The 15,661-nt window shown below is 65.1% G+C and carries 16 protein-coding genes; 4 read left to right on the top strand and 12 right to left on the bottom strand.

What is annotated here, in order from left to right; translation table 11 throughout:
* The coding region (locus APH35_RS23740; protein ID WP_060515634.1) for a 3-hydroxyacyl-CoA dehydrogenase NAD-binding domain-containing protein at positions 1-733 on the bottom strand (733 nt) is incomplete at its 3' end.
* A 13-nt stretch (positions 734-746) separates the two neighbouring features.
* Positions 747-1,931, bottom strand: a complete 1,185-nt coding sequence (locus tag APH35_RS23735; RefSeq protein ID WP_060493391.1) for an acetyl-CoA C-acyltransferase family protein — start codon at positions 1,929-1,931, stop codon at positions 747-749.
* Positions 1,932-2,101: 170 nt separating this feature from the next.
* On the opposite strand from APH35_RS23735, the gene APH35_RS23730 reads away from it, so the two are divergent.
* On the top strand, positions 2,102-3,121 hold the full coding sequence (locus tag APH35_RS23730) for an AraC family transcriptional regulator (RefSeq protein WP_060515633.1): 1,020 nt from the start codon (positions 2,102-2,104) through the stop codon (positions 3,119-3,121).
* 4 nt (positions 3,122-3,125) lie between these two features.
* Here the strand turns inward: APH35_RS23730 and APH35_RS23725 are convergent, their stop codons facing one another.
* The gene (locus tag APH35_RS23725; RefSeq protein WP_012271801.1) at positions 3,126-3,563 is read right to left on the bottom strand and encodes a carboxymuconolactone decarboxylase family protein; all 438 of its coding nucleotides are present in this window, start codon (positions 3,561-3,563) and stop codon (positions 3,126-3,128) included.
* 201 nt (positions 3,564-3,764) lie between these two features.
* Here APH35_RS23725 and APH35_RS23720 point away from each other — a divergent pair, with 201 nt between their 5' ends.
* Positions 3,765-4,961 (top strand): CynX/NimT family MFS transporter, encoded by a 1,197-nt coding sequence (locus APH35_RS23720; protein ID WP_060515632.1) that lies wholly within the window; start codon positions 3,765-3,767, stop codon positions 4,959-4,961.
* Here APH35_RS23720 and pdxR read toward each other — a convergent pair.
* Both pdxR and APH35_RS23710 read right to left on the bottom strand, forming a co-directional pair.
* On the bottom strand, positions 4,954-6,387 hold the full coding sequence (gene pdxR / locus APH35_RS23715; protein WP_041166468.1) for a MocR-like pyridoxine biosynthesis transcription factor PdxR: 1,434 nt from the start codon (positions 6,385-6,387) through the stop codon (positions 4,954-4,956). The genes APH35_RS23720 and pdxR overlap by 8 nt on opposite strands.
* Positions 6,388-6,470: 83 nt before the next feature.
* On the bottom strand, positions 6,471-6,809 hold the full coding sequence (locus APH35_RS23710; RefSeq protein WP_060493388.1) for a hypothetical protein: 339 nt from the start codon (positions 6,807-6,809) through the stop codon (positions 6,471-6,473).
* 196 nt (positions 6,810-7,005) lie between these two features.
* Between APH35_RS23710 and APH35_RS23705 the strand changes: the two genes are divergently transcribed.
* Complete coding sequence (locus APH35_RS23705) at positions 7,006-7,584, top strand: flavin reductase family protein (RefSeq protein ID WP_012271805.1); 579 nt, start codon at positions 7,006-7,008, stop codon at positions 7,582-7,584.
* 85 nt (positions 7,585-7,669) lie between these two features.
* Here APH35_RS23705 and APH35_RS23700 read toward each other — a convergent pair whose 3' ends face one another.
* From APH35_RS23700 to glcD, 4 genes are read right to left on the bottom strand one after another with little or no spacing between them, the layout of a single operon-like run.
* Entirely contained in the window at positions 7,670-8,068 is a 399-nt protein-coding gene (locus APH35_RS23700) for a heme-binding protein (RefSeq protein ID WP_060515631.1), read from the bottom strand.
* On the bottom strand, positions 8,061-9,296 hold the full coding sequence (gene glcF / locus APH35_RS23695) for a glycolate oxidase subunit GlcF (RefSeq protein ID WP_060515630.1): 1,236 nt from the start codon (positions 9,294-9,296) through the stop codon (positions 8,061-8,063). The genes APH35_RS23700 and glcF overlap by 8 nt, the downstream gene beginning before the upstream one ends.
* 9 nt (positions 9,297-9,305) lie before the next feature.
* Positions 9,306-10,358 (bottom strand): glycolate oxidase subunit GlcE, encoded by a 1,053-nt coding sequence (gene glcE, locus APH35_RS23690; RefSeq protein ID WP_060515629.1) that lies wholly within the window; start codon positions 10,356-10,358, stop codon positions 9,306-9,308.
* Positions 10,358-11,857, bottom strand: a complete 1,500-nt coding sequence (glcD, locus tag APH35_RS23685; RefSeq protein WP_060515628.1) for a glycolate oxidase subunit GlcD — start codon at positions 11,855-11,857, stop codon at positions 10,358-10,360. Before glcD ends, glcE begins: the two co-directional genes overlap by 1 nt.
* Before the next feature lie 194 nt (positions 11,858-12,051).
* Here glcD and glcC point away from each other — a divergent pair, with 194 nt between their 5' ends.
* Positions 12,052-12,816 carry a transcriptional regulator GlcC gene (gene glcC, locus APH35_RS23680; RefSeq protein WP_012271810.1) on the top strand — a complete coding sequence of 255 codons (765 nt, stop codon included), beginning with the start codon at positions 12,052-12,054 and terminating at the stop codon, positions 12,814-12,816.
* A gap of 61 nt (positions 12,817-12,877) precedes the next feature.
* Here the strand turns inward: glcC and APH35_RS23675 are convergent, their stop codons facing one another.
* The 3 genes from APH35_RS23675 to APH35_RS23665 form a co-directional block, all read right to left on the bottom strand.
* Entirely contained in the window at positions 12,878-13,195 is a 318-nt protein-coding gene (locus APH35_RS23675) for a DUF2388 domain-containing protein (protein WP_012271811.1), read from the bottom strand.
* 161 nt (positions 13,196-13,356) lie between these two features.
* Positions 13,357-14,457, bottom strand: coding sequence for a sigma54-dependent transcriptional activator SfnR (sfnR, locus tag APH35_RS23670; protein WP_012271812.1), 1,101 nt, complete (start codon positions 14,455-14,457; stop codon positions 13,357-13,359).
* A gap of 9 nt (positions 14,458-14,466) precedes the next feature.
* The gene (locus APH35_RS23665) at positions 14,467-15,654 is read right to left on the bottom strand and encodes an acyl-CoA dehydrogenase family protein (protein WP_060515627.1); all 1,188 of its coding nucleotides are present in this window, start codon (positions 15,652-15,654) and stop codon (positions 14,467-14,469) included.
* Between the last annotated feature and the right edge of the window lie 7 nt (positions 15,655-15,661).

Here is a 15,661-nt window from a genome sequence, read left to right as displayed (position 1 = left end):
CCATGATCGCCAGCAGGGTATCCAGGCCAATCAGGTCGGCCAGGGCCAGAGGGCCGATCGGCTGGTTGCAGCCCAGGCGCATGCCGGTGTCGATGTCCTCGGCACTGGCCAGGCCTTCCTGGCGCACGAAGATCGCCTCGTTGATCATCGGCACCAGGATGCGGTTGACCACGAAGCCTGGGCGGTTGCCAGCGGTGATCGGCGTCTTGCCGACTTTTTCGGTCACCACCAGCGCCTGGGCGTAGGTGCTGTCGCTGGTCTGCAGGCCGCGAATGATCTCGACCAGCGCCATCATTGGCACCGGGTTGAAGAAGTGCACGCCAATGAAGCGCTCGGGGTGTTCGATGCTGGCGGCCAGCTGGGTGACCGACAGCGACGAGGTATTGGTGGCGATCAGGCAGTCGGCGGCGACGTTGGCGGCCACTTGTTGCAGGATGCGCTGCTTGAGCTGCAGGTTCTCGGTGGCGGCCTCGATCACCAGCTGCGCACTGCTGAGCTGGGTGTAGTCGGTGCTGGTGCGGATGCGTGCTTTCGCCGCCACCGCCTTGTCCGCTTCCAGGGTGCCCTTGCTGACCTGGCGTTCCAGGTTTTTGCTCAAGGTGGCCACACCGCGCTCCAGCGCAGCGTCGGAAACATCCACCAACAGCACCTGGTAACCGGCGACCGCGCACACCTGGGCAATGCCGTTGCCCATGGTGCCGGCGCCGATCACGGCGATCTGTTCAATGCTCATGTACCAGGCTCCCTCAAACGCGCTCGAAGACAACGGCGATGCCTTGGCCGCCACCGATGCACATGGTGGCCAGGGCGTAGCGGCCCTGGATGCGCTGCAGCTCATGGATGGCCTTGGTGGCGATGATCGCGCCAGTGGCGCCTACCGGGTGGCCCAGGGAAATGCCCGAGCCGTTGGGGTTGACCTTTTCCGGGTCGAAGCCCAACTCGCGGGCCACGGCGCAGGCCTGGGCGGCGAAAGCTTCGTTGGACTCGATCACGTCCAAGTCCTGCAGCTTCAGGCCGGTCTTTTCCAGCACCTTGCGGGTGGCCGGGATCGGCCCAAGGCCCATCAATTCGGGCTCGACACCGGCGTGGGCATAACCCACCAGGCGTGCCAGCGGCTTCAGGCCCAGGCGGCGCACCGCGTCACCCGTGGCCAGCACCAGGCCGGCGGCGCCATCGTTGATACCGCTGGCGTTGCCGGCGGTAACGGTGCCGTCTTTCTTGAACACCGGCTTCATGCCGGCCAGTTGTTCGGCGGTGACATCGCCACGTACGTGTTCGTCGACACTGAACTGCACACTGCCTTTGCGGGTTTTCAGCTCCAGCGGCACGATCTGGCTGTCGAAGCGGCCTTCGGCAATGGCACGGGCGGCGCGGCGCTGGCTGGTCAGGGCCAGTTCGTCCTGCATTTCGCGGGTGATGCCGTGCTTGGCCGAGACGTTTTCGGCGGTGATGCCCATGTGGAAGTGCTGGAACGGGTCATGCAGTACGCCGACGGTGTAGTCGATGCCTTGCAAGTCACCCATGCGCGCCCCCCAGCGGGCCTGTGGCAACAGGTACGGGCCACGGCTCATGGATTCGGCGCCGGCCGCCACGGCCACCTCGGTGTCGCCCAACAGCAAGCCTTGGGCTGCCGAGACGATGGCCTGCAGGCCAGAGCCGCACAGGCGATTGACGTTGAATGCCGGGGTTTCCTTGGGGATGCCGGCGTTCATTGCCGCTACCCGCGCAAGGTACGCGTCACGTGGTTCGGTAGGGATCACCGTGCCCATCACCAGGTGGCCGACTTGCTCGGCGGCAAGGCCCGAACGCTCAATGGCGGCGCGGGTCACGGCACTGGCCAGGTCGGCCAGCGGCAGGTCCTTGAGGGAACCGCCGAAGCCACCAATGGCTGAACGGACGGCACTGACGACGTAGATTTCTGCGCTGCTCATAGGGGCTCCGATTGCGAAGGCATGGCGGGACTGGGCCAGGCTCTGCGAGAATGGCCGACGATATCCCGGAGTGGGTCCGAGTCTAGGCAAAGGCTCTGTGGCAGCCTATGCCGGATCTGTTCAAACAACCTGGCACTTTTTGCCACTCAGCATAGACAGCGAAAACCACCATGCGCGATAGCGATTCGGTCGCCGTGTACTTCCTCAACGCCATGCTCCATGCCCTGCGCGACAGCCCCGCCGAGCGCGACGCTCAGCTGCTGGCGGTGGGCATCGCCCCGCAATTGCTCGACCAGCCCCAGGCACGGGTGCCGGCCAAGGCGTTCGCCCAGCTATGGCTGGCGTTGATCCAGCGCCTGGACGATGAATTTTTCCGCCTCGACAGCCATGGCATGCCGCTGGGCAGTTTTGCCCTGATCTGCCGGGGCTTGATCCTCGAACCGAACCTGGAAAAGGCCTTGCGCCAGTGCATGGGCGGTTTCGGCCTGTTCCTGCGTGATTTGCAGGGCAGCCTGACCGTACGTGGCGGGCGGGCGCTGATCAGTGTGCAGTCGAACATTGCCGACCCGCTGACTCGGGTGTATGCCGAGGAAACCTACCTGGTGCTGATGATCGGCATGCTGTGCTGGCTGGCCGGGCGGCGGATCGCCATCGATCGCACCGAGCTGGCCGAGTTACGCCCGGCCCAGGAGGACGACCTGCTGCTGTGGGGGCCAGACCTGCGCCTGGGCAGCGGGCGCACCGAGGTGGAGTTCGACAGCGCCTATCTGCGCCTGCCAGTGGTGCAGGACCTGGCGGCCTTGAAGACCTTTCTGCGCAGTGCGCCGCAGGGGCTGGTGATCCGTTTTCGCAACCAGAACGGCCTGGTGGCCGAGGTGTACCGGCACCTGCGGGCCCTGCGCTATGGGCAGTGGCCGACGTTGACGGCCCTGGCGCAACAGCAGGGGATCAGTGCCAGTACGTTCCGCCGGCAGTTGGAGCGTGAGGGGCGGTCCTATCAGCAGATCAAGGATGAGGTGCGCCGGGCGATGGCCTTCGAGCGGTTGCGCGAAGGCGACCTGAGCATTGCCGAAATTGCCGAGCAAGCGGGGTTTCAAGAGCCCAGCGCGTTTCACCGGGCATTCAAGAAGTGGACCGGCCACAGCCCCGGCAGCTATCGGGCGCGGTTGGCCGGTACAGGCAATCAATGAATGATCAGGCCGGCACCATGGCAAACCCGACCCCGAAGCGGTTCCAGGCATTGATGGTGGCAATCGCCAAGGTCAGGTTCGCCACTTCGGCCGGCTCGAAGTGCTCCTGCAAGGCTTCATATTGCCCCTGCGGCGCGCCGTGCTCAGGCAGGCGGGTCAGGCTTTCGACCCAGGCCAGCGCCGCACGTTCACGCGGGGTGAAGTAAGCGGTTTCGCGCCACACGCACAAGGTCTGCAAACGTGCCTCGGTTTCACCCGCCTTGCGCGCATCGTTGGCATGCAGGTTGACGCAGTAGGCGCAGCCGTTGATCTGCGAAGCGCGCAGGCGTACCAGCTCCAGCAACGAACTCTCAAGGCCACTCTTGGCCAGGGCTTGCTCCAGGCCGACCATGGCTTTGTAGGCCTCGGGTGCGTGTTTGGCCCATTCGATACGGTTGTGCATGGCAGTCTCCAAAAGGTGCGGGGTGGTAATGGCGCTACTGTAGCGCCGACCATTGGCCACCCCGATAGCCAATCGTGTTCATGGTCAGGAGGCCAATCGCCTATTCAGTTGGCCACTGACACGCATCCAATCTCTTTATTTCTGCCGGGCCAGCCAAGCCGGGATAATGGCCAGGTCTTGCTACAAGAGAAAAGATCCACCATGAGAGCTGCCTTGAACCTGTTGCTGGTGATTTTGCTGGCGCTGAACTTGCGGCCGATCCTGACCAGTATCGGCCCGTTACTCGAACCCATGCGCGCCAGCACCGGCCTGGGCTACCAGCAGGCCGCCTTGCTGACGGCATTACCGGTGCTGTGCATGGGCCTGGTGCCGTTGCTGCAACCGTGGCTGCGACGCTGGGTCAGCGAACATGGCGGTATGCTCGGGGGCCTGGCCGCGATTGCCCTGGCCTGCCTGTGGCGCCTGCAGCTGGACAGTGCCTGGGCGCTGATCGCCAGTGCGGTGGTCGCCGGCCTGGGCGTGGCAGTGGTGCAGGGCATGATGCCGGGCCTGGTCAACCGCTGGTTCCCCGGGCGTTTGGCTGGGGCGATGGGCTTGTATTCGGCCGCGCTGATGAGCGGCGGCGGCCTGGCTGCAGTGCTCGGGCCACACATCAGCGGCCATTTCGGTCACTGGCAAGCCGGCCTGGGCCTGTGGGCGATCCCGGCAGTGCTGGCGGTGCTGGCCTGGGCCGTGCTGCGGCCGCGCCAGGAAGCGCCGAAGTTGGCGGGGGCTACTGGCGGGCATTGGTTCGGCACCCGCCGGGCGTGGTTGCTGGCCCTGTACTTCGGCCTGATCAACGGCGGCTACACCAGCATGGTGGCCTGGTTGCCGGCTTACCACACCGAGCACGGCGGCAGCGCCCAGGGCGGTGCCGATCTGGTGGGCCTGATGACCGTGTTCCAGGTGGCAGGTGCGCTCGGCCTGCCGCTGCTGTTGCGGCGTTGGGCCGACCGGCGCCCAGGCCTGTGGCTGGCGCTGGCAATCCAGCTGGCGGGATTCCTCGGCCTGCTGCTGGTACCTACGCAGGCTTCGGGGCTGTGGGTAGCCATGATCGGTTTTGGACTGGGCGCCTGCTTCAGCCAAAGCCTGACGCTGACCCTGGAGCACCTGAAAACGCCTGCCGAGGCGGGCAGCCTGGCGGCGTTCGTGCAGGGCATCGGCTTTATCATCACCGGTATCGTGCCGTACATCACCGGCTGGCTGCGTGATGTCAGTGGCGACTTCCAGGCTTCGTGGACACTGCTGACCGTGACTGTTCTGGCAATGTTGCTGGTGACCGTGTGCTTCAACCCGCGTGGCTATGCGGCGGCCATCGCCCGCCCGGCGGTAGTGGGCAAGGCCGCACCGGTCAACTGAGGCGTTGCAGGGTATCGCGCACTCTGTCCAGTGCTGGGTCGATGTCCAGCAATTCGATGGCGCCGAAGCCCAGCAATAGCCCAGGGCGCAACGGCGCTTCGCTGAAGAACGGCGCCAGCGAATACAGGCCGACCTCCACCTTGCGTGCGAGGTTGGCCAGCAACTCCACATCCACCCCGGGTGAGGCCAGGGCACTGAGGTGGAAGCCGGCGCTGGCGGGGATGGCGCTGAACCAGGGTGCCAGGTCGCCGCCCAGGCGTGCCAGGATACGCTCACGGCGGGCACTGTAGACTTCGTGGCAGCGGCGGATGTGCTTGTTCAGGTGGCCTTCGCCCAGAAAGCGCGCCAGCGCCCACTGCAGCAAGGTCGGGCTGTGCCAATCGCTGAGGTGCTTGGCCACGCAAGCGGCCTGCAACACGGCGGGTGGCAACACGGCATAGCCCAGCCTCAGCTCGGGCAGCAAGGTCTTGGAAAAAGTCCCCACATAAGCCACCAGGCCATGGCGGTCGAGGCGCTTGAGTGCATCCGAGGCCGGCCCGTGGTAACGGAATTCGCAGTCGTAATCGTCTTCGATGATCAGTGCGCCCAGCTCGGCAGCCCGTGCCAGCAGGGCGTGCCGGCGTGGCTCGCTCATCGGCATGCCGAGTGGGAACTGGTGCGAGGGCGTCACGTAGATCAGCCGGGTGCCGTCGGCGATCTGCTCCACGCACAGGCCTTCTCCATCCACCGGAACCGACTGCAGCCGTGCACCCAGGGCCAGAAACAGTTGCCGTGCCGGCGGGTATCCGGGGTCTTCCATCGCCACCTGGCAGCCTGGCTCGACCAGCACCCGGGCGATCAGGTCCAGTGCCTGCTGGGCGCCGTTGCACACCAGCAGGTCGGCTGCGCTGCAGTGCACACCGCGCGCGTAGGCGATGTGGTGGGCAATGGCTTCGCGCAGCTCCGGCAGGCCCTGGGCCGGAAATTGTCGCTCGGGGTGGCGCTGGCTACGGCGCAGCGCGTAGTTCAGGCAACTGCGCCACTGGTCAAACGGGAACTGCGCCTTGCTCGAAGCACCGCCGACGAAGTCATAGCGCGAGGGTGCGTGCAGCTGGCGTTGGCCGAGCACGGTGGCGCGTTGCTGCCAGCGCTCGAGGGAGGCGGCGCCGGCCAGGGGGATGGTGTCTGCTTCGTTATTGCGCAGCGGATGGCGCGGGGTGACGAAGGTGCCACGGCCGACCACGCCGCTGAGCAGGTTGTCGTAGGTTAGCCGTGAATAGGCTTCGGCCACGGTCTTGCGCGAGACGCCCAGTTGTTCTGCCAGCAGGCGGGTAGGTGGCAGTTGGGTGCCGGCGGCCAAGTGGCCGCTGTCGATACCGTCGCGCAATTGCTGGTAAAGCTGATCGGCCAGGCCTTTGCGGCCCTCCAGACGAATGTGCAGTTCCATGGGGCGGTCCAGAGCAGGGGAGTGCTCAGGATAGCGGATCAGGGGTGTGCGCAATATCTGCAGGCACGGCTGCATGCCGATACTCAGAGCCGAGCGGTGCTTACGGTGATAAAGCCTTTGTCCGCCAGCGCAATGCGTATCACTGTCTCGTCCGCCGGTGCCTTGCGGCTGCGCTTGATGCGCACGCCATCCACCGCGGCAGCTTTCAGATGCTCTGTGATGGCTCGCCCGTTCGGGTCGAAGAACACTTCGCTGGCCAGCAACTCGATACGTTCGACCAGTTGCCGGGAGTGTTCGTCGGTGGCGCAGAAGAACATCACCCCCGACAGGTGAGGGTCTTCATCGGGGTTGCTGATGTCGTGGGCCAGCATTTCACGCAGGCTGCTGCGCAGTGCGGCAATGGAGCGGGCGTACAGGTGCATACGGAGCCTCCTCTGGAACGCGACCTTGCGTTGTCCAGTGCCGATCTTGTTTTCTGCGCGCAGTGGCAGCAAGTAAGACGCTTCCTATAACTTTGTGGGAAATTTCTGAGGATGTTGGAAGGCCACCGCTGACTGGCGGGAGGCAGGTGTCTGCGGCACAATTCGGCGTCTGATACCCGCCTTGCCGAGGATTGCCATGAACAGCCATTTCCAGCCCGTCGACCTGAAAAAGGCCTATCGCCTGTTGAACCACGGCCCGACAGTGCTGGTTTCGGCCAGCCACGAGGGGGTAGACAACGTCATGGCAGCTGCCTGGGCTTGTGCCCTGGACTTCGACCCGCCCAAGGTAACCGTGGTGCTCGACAAGATCGCCCGCACCCGGCAGTTGGTGGAGGGCAGTGGCTGGTTCGTGATCCAGGTGCCGACCGCTGCGCAGGCGCAACTGACCCACCAGGTGGGGACCCGCAGCCTGTTCGACCAGCCCGACAAACTGGCCAGCATCGGTGTGCAGCTGGCGAGGGTCGAAGGGCATGCGGCGCCATTGGTGCAAGGCTGCTCGGCGTGGTTGATGTGCCGAGTGATCGACGAACCGCATAACCAGAACACCTATGACTTGTTCATAGGCGAAGTGGTGGCCGCCTGGGCGGATGACCGGGTGTTCCGGGATGGGCACTGGGCCTATGAAAGTGCCGACCCGCAGTGGCGCAGCCTGCACTACGTCGCGGGTGGGCATTTTTATGCGATTGGCGAGGCGGTGGTGGTTGAGCCGCAGTAACACCTGTGTTGGCTTCTTCGCGGGCATGCCCGCTCCAACCGCATAGCAACAGGCTGTAAGGCCCCAGAAGAGGTTGGCACGGAACTCAGAGCGCGGCAGCCCCAGCCTTGGCCACCTGGGCATCCTGCTCGGACTTGACCCCGGACACGCCAATCGCGCCTACCACCTGGCCTTCCACCCGCAGCGGCACGCCGCCTTCCAGGCTGGTCAGCAGCGGCGCGGTCACGAAAGCAGTACGGCCGCTATTGACCATCTCTTCATAATCCCGCGTCTCCTTGCGCCCCAATGCGGCAGTGCGCGCCTTTTCCATTGCGATGTAAGCACTGGCGGGCGCGCAGCCGTCCAGGCGCTCCAGGGCCAGCGGATGGCCGCCGTCGTCGACCACGGCGATGGTCACGTTCCATTGCTGCACCTGGGCTTCCTGGCGCGCGGCGCTCAGTACGCGGGCAATTTCGGCCTGGCCGATCACGAACTTGCTATGCATGGGGGGTCTCCGGGTTCAAGGCTGCTTCGACGATTTCGATCCAGTGCCGCACAGGCGTGCGCCCAGCCCCGTCGAGGTGGGCCTGGCAGCCGATGTTGGCCGTGGCGATGACTTGCGGTTTGCCGCTTTCCAGCGCATTCAGGCGATTGTCGCGCAGTTGCAGCGACAATTCAGGCTGGGTCAGCGAATAAGTGCCCGCCGAGCCGCAGCACAGGTGGCCGTCGGGCACCGAGGTCAGGGTAAAGCCCAGCCGCGTCAGCAATGCTTCTACCGCACCGCCCAGTTTCAGGGCGTGCTGCAGTGTACATGGGCAGTGGAAGGCCAGACGCTGTTCGGCGCAAAGGCTCAGTTGCTCGACGGGTTCATCGCGCAAAACTTCTACCAGGTCGCGGGACAGTGCGCTGACCCGCGCGGCCTTGGCAGCGTAGTGAGGGTCTTTTTCCAGCAGGTGGCCGTAGTCGCGGACAAATGCGCCGCAGCCACTGGCAGTTTGTACGATCGCCTCGGCACCTGCTTCGATGGCGGGCCACCAGGCGTCGATATTGCGCCGTGCCCGCTGCAGGCCCTGCTCCTGAGCATTCAGGTGATAGTCCACCGCGCCACAGCAACCGGCCTGCTGGATCGGTTGCACGCTGATGCCCAGGCGGTCGAGCAGCCGCGCAGCCGCGGCGTTGGTATTGGGTGACAGGGTTGGTTGCACGCAACCTTCCAGCATCAGCACCCGGCGTGCATGGCGTGGCGCGGGGCGGTCGCCGGGTGGCGTGATGCGGGCCGGCAGCTTGCGTTTGAGCGTGGCCGGCAGCAGCGGGCGCAGCGCCTGGCCGCTGCGGGTCAGGGCTTTGAACAATGCCGGGCGCGGCACTACCGCACGCAGGCCCTGGCGCAGCAGGCGCTGGCCGAGCGGGCGCGGCACCTGCTGCTCGACCACCGCCCGGCCAATGTCCAGCAGGTCGTGGTACTTCACCCCGGATGGGCAGGTGGTTTCGCAGTTGCGGCAGGTCAGGCAGCGGTCCAGGTGCAACTGGGTGCTGGCGGTGACCGGCTTGCCTTCGAGCACCTGCTTGATCAGGTAGATACGCCCGCGCGGGCCGTCCAGTTCATCGCCTAGCAACTGGTAAGTGGGGCAGGTGGCGGTGCAGAAGCCGCAGTGCACGCAGGATCGCAGGATGCTTTCGGCTTCTTCAGCGCGGGCCAGGCGGCGGGCTGTTTCGCTGAGGTTGGTTTGCATGGTCTGGCCTCACAGGTCCGGGTACAGGCGACCGGGGTTGAACACCCCCTGGGGGTCGAGCTGCTGCTTGAGGGCGCGGTGGTAGCGCATCAGGGCGGCGGACAGCGGCGGGCTGCTGGCTGCACCGGGGGCATAGCAGGTGGCGTGGCCGCCCACCTTGGCGACCTGGTCGCGAATGGTCTGTGCCGGTGCGTCGGTTGTGAGCCAGCGCTGGGCGCCCCCCCAGTCGATCAGCTGTTGGCCGGGCAGGTCCAGCTCGCCGCAGGCGTTGGGTACGGACAGGCGCCACAGCGGAGCGGCGCCGGTAAAAAATGGCAGCCGTTGTTCGCGCAGGTCGCTCCAGAACCGGTTGTGGAGTGTTTCGCCACCCAGCCGCCGGTACGCCGACTGCACCGAGCCTTCGCCGCCTTCCAGGCGCAGGTACAGTGCTTCGCCGTCATGGCAGGCGGCGCTGATCGGTAGCGGTTGCTGCCCCCATTCGGCCAGCTCCGCCAGGGCTTCATGGCGGCTCAACGGCAGGCGCAGGCCAAGGCATTGACGTGGGCGTGGCAGCACTTTCAGCGACACTTCGGTCAGCAGCCCCAGGCAGCCGAAGCTGCCCGCCATCAGGCGTGATACATCGTAACCGGCCACGTTCTTCATCACCTCGCCGCCAAAGCGCAACAGCTTGCCGTGGCCGGTGATCACGCGGGTGCCAAGCACATAGTCACGCACCGACCCGGCCCACGGCCGCCGTGGGCCAGACAACCCGGCCGCGACCATCCCTCCCAGCGTGGCTTCCGGGCCCAGGTGCGGTGGTTCGCAGGGCAGCATCTGGCCGGCTTCGTGCAGGGCCGCCTCGATTTCGCGCAGCGGCGTGCCGGCGCGGGCGGTGAGCACCAGTTCGGTCGGATCGTAGCTGACGATGCCGCGGTGGCTGCGGGTATCAAGCACTTCACCGGCCACTGGGTTGCCGAGCATCGCCTTGCTGTTGCTGCCCTGGATACGCAGTGGCGTGCGTTGGTTCAGCGCCTGGTTTACCTGTTCCAGCAGTGCCTGGCTCATGTCGCGGTCCATGCTCATCAGAAACGCTCCAGTTCGGGGAAGGGCAGCTGCCCATGGTGCACATGCATGGCGCCGAATTCGGCGCAGCGGTGCAAGGTGGGAATGTTCTTGCCGGGGTTGAGCAGGCCCTGCGGGTCGAAGGCGGCCTTCACCGCGTGGAACAGGGTGATTTCGTCGCTGTTGAACTGCGCGCACATCTGGTTGATCTTCTCGCGGCCCACGCCATGTTCACCGGTGATGCTGCCGCCCACTGCCACGCACAGTTCGAGGATCTTGCCGCCGATGGCTTCGGCACGCTCCAGCTCGCCGGGGCGGTTGGCATCGAACAGGATCAGCGGATGCATGTTGCCGTCGCCGGCATGGAACACATTGGCCACGCGCAGGCCGTATTCAGCGGACAGGTCACTGATACCCTTGAGCACCCGGGGCAGTTCGCGGCGCGGGATGGTGCCGTCCATGCAGTAGTAGTCCGGGGAGATGCGCCCTACCGCTGGAAAGGCGTTCTTGCGCCCGGCCCAGAAGCGCACGCGCTCGGCTTCGTCGCAGGCCAGGCGCACCTCGCGGGCCCCGGCATGCGTCAGTACGTCGGCGACCCGCGCGCAGTCGTCGTGTACGTCGGCCTCCACGCCATCCAGCTCGCACAGCAGGATCGCCGCCGCGTCCACCGGGTAGCCAGCGTGGATGAAGTCCTCGGCGGCGCGGATCGCCAGGTTGTCCATCATCTCCAGGCCACCGGGGATGATGCCGGCCGCGATGATGTCGGCGACTGCCCGGCCGGCGTCCTCGACGCTGTCGAAACTGGCCAGTAGCACTCGCGCCACCTGGGGCTTGGGTAGCAGCTTGACGGTAACTTCGGTGACGATACCCAGCATGCCTTCGGAGCCGGTGAACAGCGCCAGCAGGTCGAAACCTGGGCTGTCCAGGGCATCGCTGCCGAGGGTCAGGTGCTCGCCCTCGACCGTGAGGATTTCCACCTTGAGCAGGTTGTGCACGGTCAGGCCGTACTTGAGGCAGTGCACGCCACCGGCATTTTCGGCGACGTTGCCACCGATGGAGCAGGCTATTTGCGAGGAGGGGTCTGGTGCGTAGTACATACCATGAGGTGCGGCGGCCTGGGAGATGGCCAGGTTGCGCACGCCCGGCTGCACACGGGCGTAGCGACCCTGCGGGTTCACCTCAAGGATACGATTGAAGCGCGCCATCACCAGCAGGATGCCCTTCGCCAGCGGCAGGGCACCGCCCGACAGGCCGGTACCGGCGCCTCGGGCGACCACCGGTACGCCACGTTGGTGGCACAGTTTCAGCAGTGTTTGCACCTGCTCCAGGCGCTCGGGCAGCACCACCAGCAGTGGCACGGTGCGGTAGGCCGACAGGCCGTCGCATTCGTAGGGTTTGAGGTCTTCTTCGCGGTGCAGGATTTCGAGGTCTGGCAGGGCATCGCGCAGCGCCTGCAACAGGTCAGCCTGGTTCACGTTGGGCAACGCGCCATCGACGCGCTCGTCGTACAGGATATTCATCGGCTCACTCGGCAACGGTTTTTGTTGTTGTTGGCAAAGCGATCACCCTGCCAGCGTGCGCGTGCCGGCGGCTGTGGTCGAGTGCGGCAGATACTGGTCCTACCAGTTTTTCTGCCAGGCTGTGGCTATTACCGGCTTTGTCCGGCTAGATTGAAGCCAGTGATGCAACTGGTCCTACCAGTAGGGGCGTTGAGATGGGTACTGAAGGCAAGGCCAAGGTCGCCGATCAGGTCGCCGAACGGGTCGAACGGTTGATCGTCGAAGGCGTACTGAAGGTGGGCCAGGCGCTGCCGTCCGAGCGGCGGCTGGTGGAAAAACTGGGCTGTTCGCGCTCGGCTCTGCGGGAGGGCCTGCGCATCCTGCGTGGGCGCGGCATCATCGACACCGAGCAAGGGCGTGGCTCGTTCGTCGCCGACCTGACGGGGCAGGTGGGGAGCACGCCGTTGATGCACCTGTTCAGCTCGCAACCGCGCACGTTGTTCGACTTGCTGGAGGTGCGGGCGTTGCTGGAGGCGGAGTCGGCGCGGCTGGCGGCTTTGCGCGCCACCGAGGTCGACCGTTTGCTGATCCGTCGGCGCTACGAAGAAATGCTGGCTGCCCATGAAACCGCGCAGGCGCTCGATGCTCGCGAGCATGCCCACCGTGACCATGCCTTTCACCGGGCGATCAGCGAGGCGTCGCATAACCCGGTGCTGGTGCATACCCTGCAATCGCTCAGTGACCTGACCCTGAGTACTGTGTTCGCTTCGGTCAACAACCTGTACTGCCGGCCTGCGCAGAAACGCCAGATCGATCGCCAGCATGCGCGGTTGTATCACGCAGTGATGGAGCAACTGCCCGAGCAGGCTCAGCGGGCCGCACGCGAGCACATCAACGGGATACGTGACAGTTTGCGAGAGATAGAGCAGGAAGAGCAGCGCTTGGTCAGGGCGACCATGCGCATGGATGGCTGGGGTTGAATTGTAACCCCGCACCGGCCTGTTCGCGGACAATGCCGAGCACAGGCCGGTACAGGTTCACTCAATGGTCAGCCACAGGGTCATCCTGAGACAGGATTGCCCTGGCCAACTCTTCATCATTGGCTTGCAGCCCTGGGTGGTCCTTGCGGGCCTGTTCCAAAGCCGACTCCACATAGGCGCCGCGGATGGCACCGCCGCTGGCGACGAACGCAGAAAGCTCGTCACGGGCCGGGATGATCCGTTTGTCATCCTTGAAGGTCGAATACAGCGAGGCGGAAACACCGGCCGAGGTGGCGACGTCGCCCGCATCGACGCGGGCCAGGGCAGCACCGGCAGGCAGCAGGAGCAGCAGCGCAGGGGCGAGGAATAGGTGGCGCATGTCGTGTTCTCCAGTAGCGTGAAGCACAGGGAAATAAACCACTCAGTGTTTAAGAGAGCAGGTGAGTGCGGGTAGTTCCCTTTCCTGGCTGGAATGACGAGAGGGGCAGGTACAGCGCAGGGCTCGATCTCAGTGAGGCCTCTGTGGAAGCGGCTCAAGGTTCAAATCGACAACCGCACCACCCGGTTGTCCAGCACCTGTTGCTCCTGTCCCCGCCGCTTGTTCACTACAAGCTCACCAATCGCAATCAGCCGGGTGCGCGTGATGTTGCGCGACAACCCCAGCAACTGCGCGGTATGCACCTGGTTGTAATGGCAGAACCGGTACGCCGAGCGCAGCAGGGCATTTTCCACCTTCTCGTAAAGATCACCCGACTGCTCCTCGTACAGCCGGCTGAACGCGCGCTGTAGCAAGTCATCCACGCCATTGCCTGCCGGCTCCTCCTCTTGCCGTTCGATACGCAAGTTGGACAAACGCAGGTCCTGCGCTTGCACCGTGCCATCGCCACAGGTCAACAAGCTGTGGTGAATCACGTTTTCCAGCTCACGGATGTTGCCCGGCCAACTGTACTCGACCAGCTTGGCCTGGGCCTTGGGGCTCAGTTCCACCGGCCCGTAGCCCAACCGGTCGCTGTAACTGCGGATGAAATGCCGGGCCAGTGGCAGGATGTCGCCCGGACGGTCGCGCAACGGGTGCAACTGCAACGTCACCACGTTCAGCCGGTAGTACAGGTCTTCACGGAAATGTCCGGCGTTGATGGCCTTTTCCAGCTGTACGTTGGTCGCCGCCAGGACCCGCACGTTGATCGGGATGCTCTTGCGCGAGCCCAGCCGCACCACTTCGCGTTCTTGCAGTACACGCAGCAGCTTGACCTGGATCGGCAGCGGCAAGTCGCCAATTTCGTCGAGGAACAAGGTGCCGCCGTTGGCCTCTTCGAACCAGCCGGCCTTGGCCGCGAGGGCGCCGGTGAAGGCGCCCTTTTCATGGCCGAACAGTTCGGCTTCCACCAGCGACTCGGAAAATGCGCCGCAGTTGACCGCAACGAACGGGCCGTTGCGCCGACCGCTGAGGTTGTGGATGTGGCGTGCGACCAGCTCCTTGCCCGTGCCGGTTTCGCCGATGATCAGGACGCTGGCCTCGCTGGGGGCGACCTGTTGCAGGTGGGCGAGCAGCGCCTGCGACCTTGGGTCTTCAAAGACCTGTGCGGTCGCCCGGATCGAGGTAGCCAGTGTCGGTGACGGGGGGAGGGTCAGCAGTTGCATGGGCAGTCCTCAGGAGTAGAAGGATGGGGCAGGGCGTTTGTCGTTGAGGGCCCACTCGCCAAGTTCGTGGATGCGATAGTCCACCGGGTCGTGCAGGGTTTGCGTGCGCAGGTTGCGCCAGTGCCGGTCGAAGCGCAGCGAGGCATGCGTGGCGCGGGCACCGGTAACCTCGAACAGGCGGTTGCAGATGTCCAGGCCGTGGCGGCTGGCGGCGACCTTGGCAGTGCCGATGGCCAGGGCCAGGTCGCCGCGCTCATCAGCGGTAAGTGCATGTTCCTTGACCCAGGCGGCGTCCAGCTGGCGCGCGGCCCGCTCGATCAGCAGGCGCACGCTTTCCAGGCCAACCCAGAACTCGCCGTAATGGCGCAGTACGTAAGGGTCTTCGGCGCTGCTGGCGGCGCTGGAGCGGAACCACGGGCGGCTTTCCTTGAGGGTGTACTGACGGGCTTCGTCGAAGGCGCCTTCGGCAATGCCGAGGAACAGGTTGGCGAAATGCAGCTGGGCGATCAGTGGACGCAAGGCGGCGAACGGAGTGCTCAAGGGGCCTGGATCGAGCAGCAATTCGTTGTGCTCGACCCGTACCCGCTCGAAGGTGGCGCTGCCACTGTCGGTCTGGCGCTGGCCGATGTTGTTCCAGTCGCTGTGCAGACTGATGCCGGTGCGGCCACTGGGGATGGCGGCAATCAGCAACTTGCCGCCGGCACGTTCGTCCACTGCCGAGGCAATCAGCATTTCCGAGTCGCTGGCGCCGGAGCAGAAACTCTTCTTGCCCGAAAACTCGCACCAGCCGTCGAAGTGCTTGACCACGGTGCGGGTGTCCAGCGGGTTCAGGGCATTGCCCCAGAACCACTGTTTGCGAGCAGTCTGTTCGAACCACGGTTGCCATTGGTCCGGGCGCGAGAACAGGCGCACGGTGGCCAGCATCAGGTGGTGAAAACCGAAAACATGGGCGATGGAGCTGTCGACCCGCGCGAACTCGCGCACCACCGCGAAGGTATCGTGCCAGCTGGCACCCTGGCCGCCGAACGCCTGTGGGATCGCCAGTGACAGCAAGCCGCTGTCACGCAAAGCGTCGCGCTCGGCTTTGGGTGTGCCACCGCGTTCGTCGCGTTCCACAGCGGTCTGGGCAAACTGCCCGGCCAGTTCGCGGGCAATCGCCAAGGCCGGGCGCAGTGGTGTAGTCACAGGTGCATTCATGGCCGCT

This window comes from Pseudomonas sp. NBRC 111132 (assembly GCF_001320565.1).
GTDB classification, from domain to species: domain Bacteria; phylum Pseudomonadota; class Gammaproteobacteria; order Pseudomonadales; family Pseudomonadaceae; genus Aquipseudomonas; species Aquipseudomonas putida_P.
This window is presented reverse-complemented; position numbering and strand designations above follow the sequence as displayed.

What these genes read in the sequence shown, in the direction of transcription:
- APH35_RS23735 (WP_060493391.1), bottom strand. Translation starts at nt 1,931, where the DNA reads ATGAGCAGCGCAGAAATCTACGTCGTCAGTGCCGTCCGTTCAGCCATT.
- APH35_RS23730 (WP_060515633.1), top strand. Translation starts at nt 2,102, where the DNA reads ATGCGCGATAGCGATTCGGTCGCCGTGTACTTCCTCAACGCCATGCTC.
- APH35_RS23725 (WP_012271801.1), bottom strand. Translation starts at nt 3,563, where the DNA reads ATGCACAACCGTATCGAATGGGCCAAACACGCACCCGAGGCCTACAAA.
- APH35_RS23720 (WP_060515632.1), top strand. Translation starts at nt 3,765, where the DNA reads ATGAGAGCTGCCTTGAACCTGTTGCTGGTGATTTTGCTGGCGCTGAAC.
- pdxR (WP_041166468.1), bottom strand. Translation starts at nt 6,387, where the DNA reads ATGGAACTGCACATTCGTCTGGAGGGCCGCAAAGGCCTGGCCGATCAG.
- APH35_RS23710 (WP_060493388.1), bottom strand. Translation starts at nt 6,809, where the DNA reads ATGCACCTGTACGCCCGCTCCATTGCCGCACTGCGCAGCAGCCTGCGT.
- APH35_RS23705 (WP_012271805.1), top strand. Translation starts at nt 7,006, where the DNA reads ATGAACAGCCATTTCCAGCCCGTCGACCTGAAAAAGGCCTATCGCCTG.
- APH35_RS23700 (WP_060515631.1), bottom strand. Translation starts at nt 8,068, where the DNA reads ATGCATAGCAAGTTCGTGATCGGCCAGGCCGAAATTGCCCGCGTACTG.
- glcF (WP_060515630.1), bottom strand. Translation starts at nt 9,296, where the DNA reads ATGCAAACCAACCTCAGCGAAACAGCCCGCCGCCTGGCCCGCGCTGAA.
- glcE (WP_060515629.1), bottom strand. Translation starts at nt 10,358, where the DNA reads ATGAGCATGGACCGCGACATGAGCCAGGCACTGCTGGAACAGGTAAAC.
- glcD (WP_060515628.1), bottom strand. Translation starts at nt 11,857, where the DNA reads ATGAATATCCTGTACGACGAGCGCGTCGATGGCGCGTTGCCCAACGTG.
- glcC (WP_012271810.1), top strand. Translation starts at nt 12,052, where the DNA reads ATGGGTACTGAAGGCAAGGCCAAGGTCGCCGATCAGGTCGCCGAACGG.
- APH35_RS23675 (WP_012271811.1), bottom strand. Translation starts at nt 13,195, where the DNA reads ATGCGCCACCTATTCCTCGCCCCTGCGCTGCTGCTCCTGCTGCCTGCC.
- sfnR (WP_012271812.1), bottom strand. Translation starts at nt 14,457, where the DNA reads ATGCAACTGCTGACCCTCCCCCCGTCACCGACACTGGCTACCTCGATC.
- APH35_RS23665 (WP_060515627.1), bottom strand. Translation starts at nt 15,654, where the DNA reads ATGAATGCACCTGTGACTACACCACTGCGCCCGGCCTTGGCGATTGCC.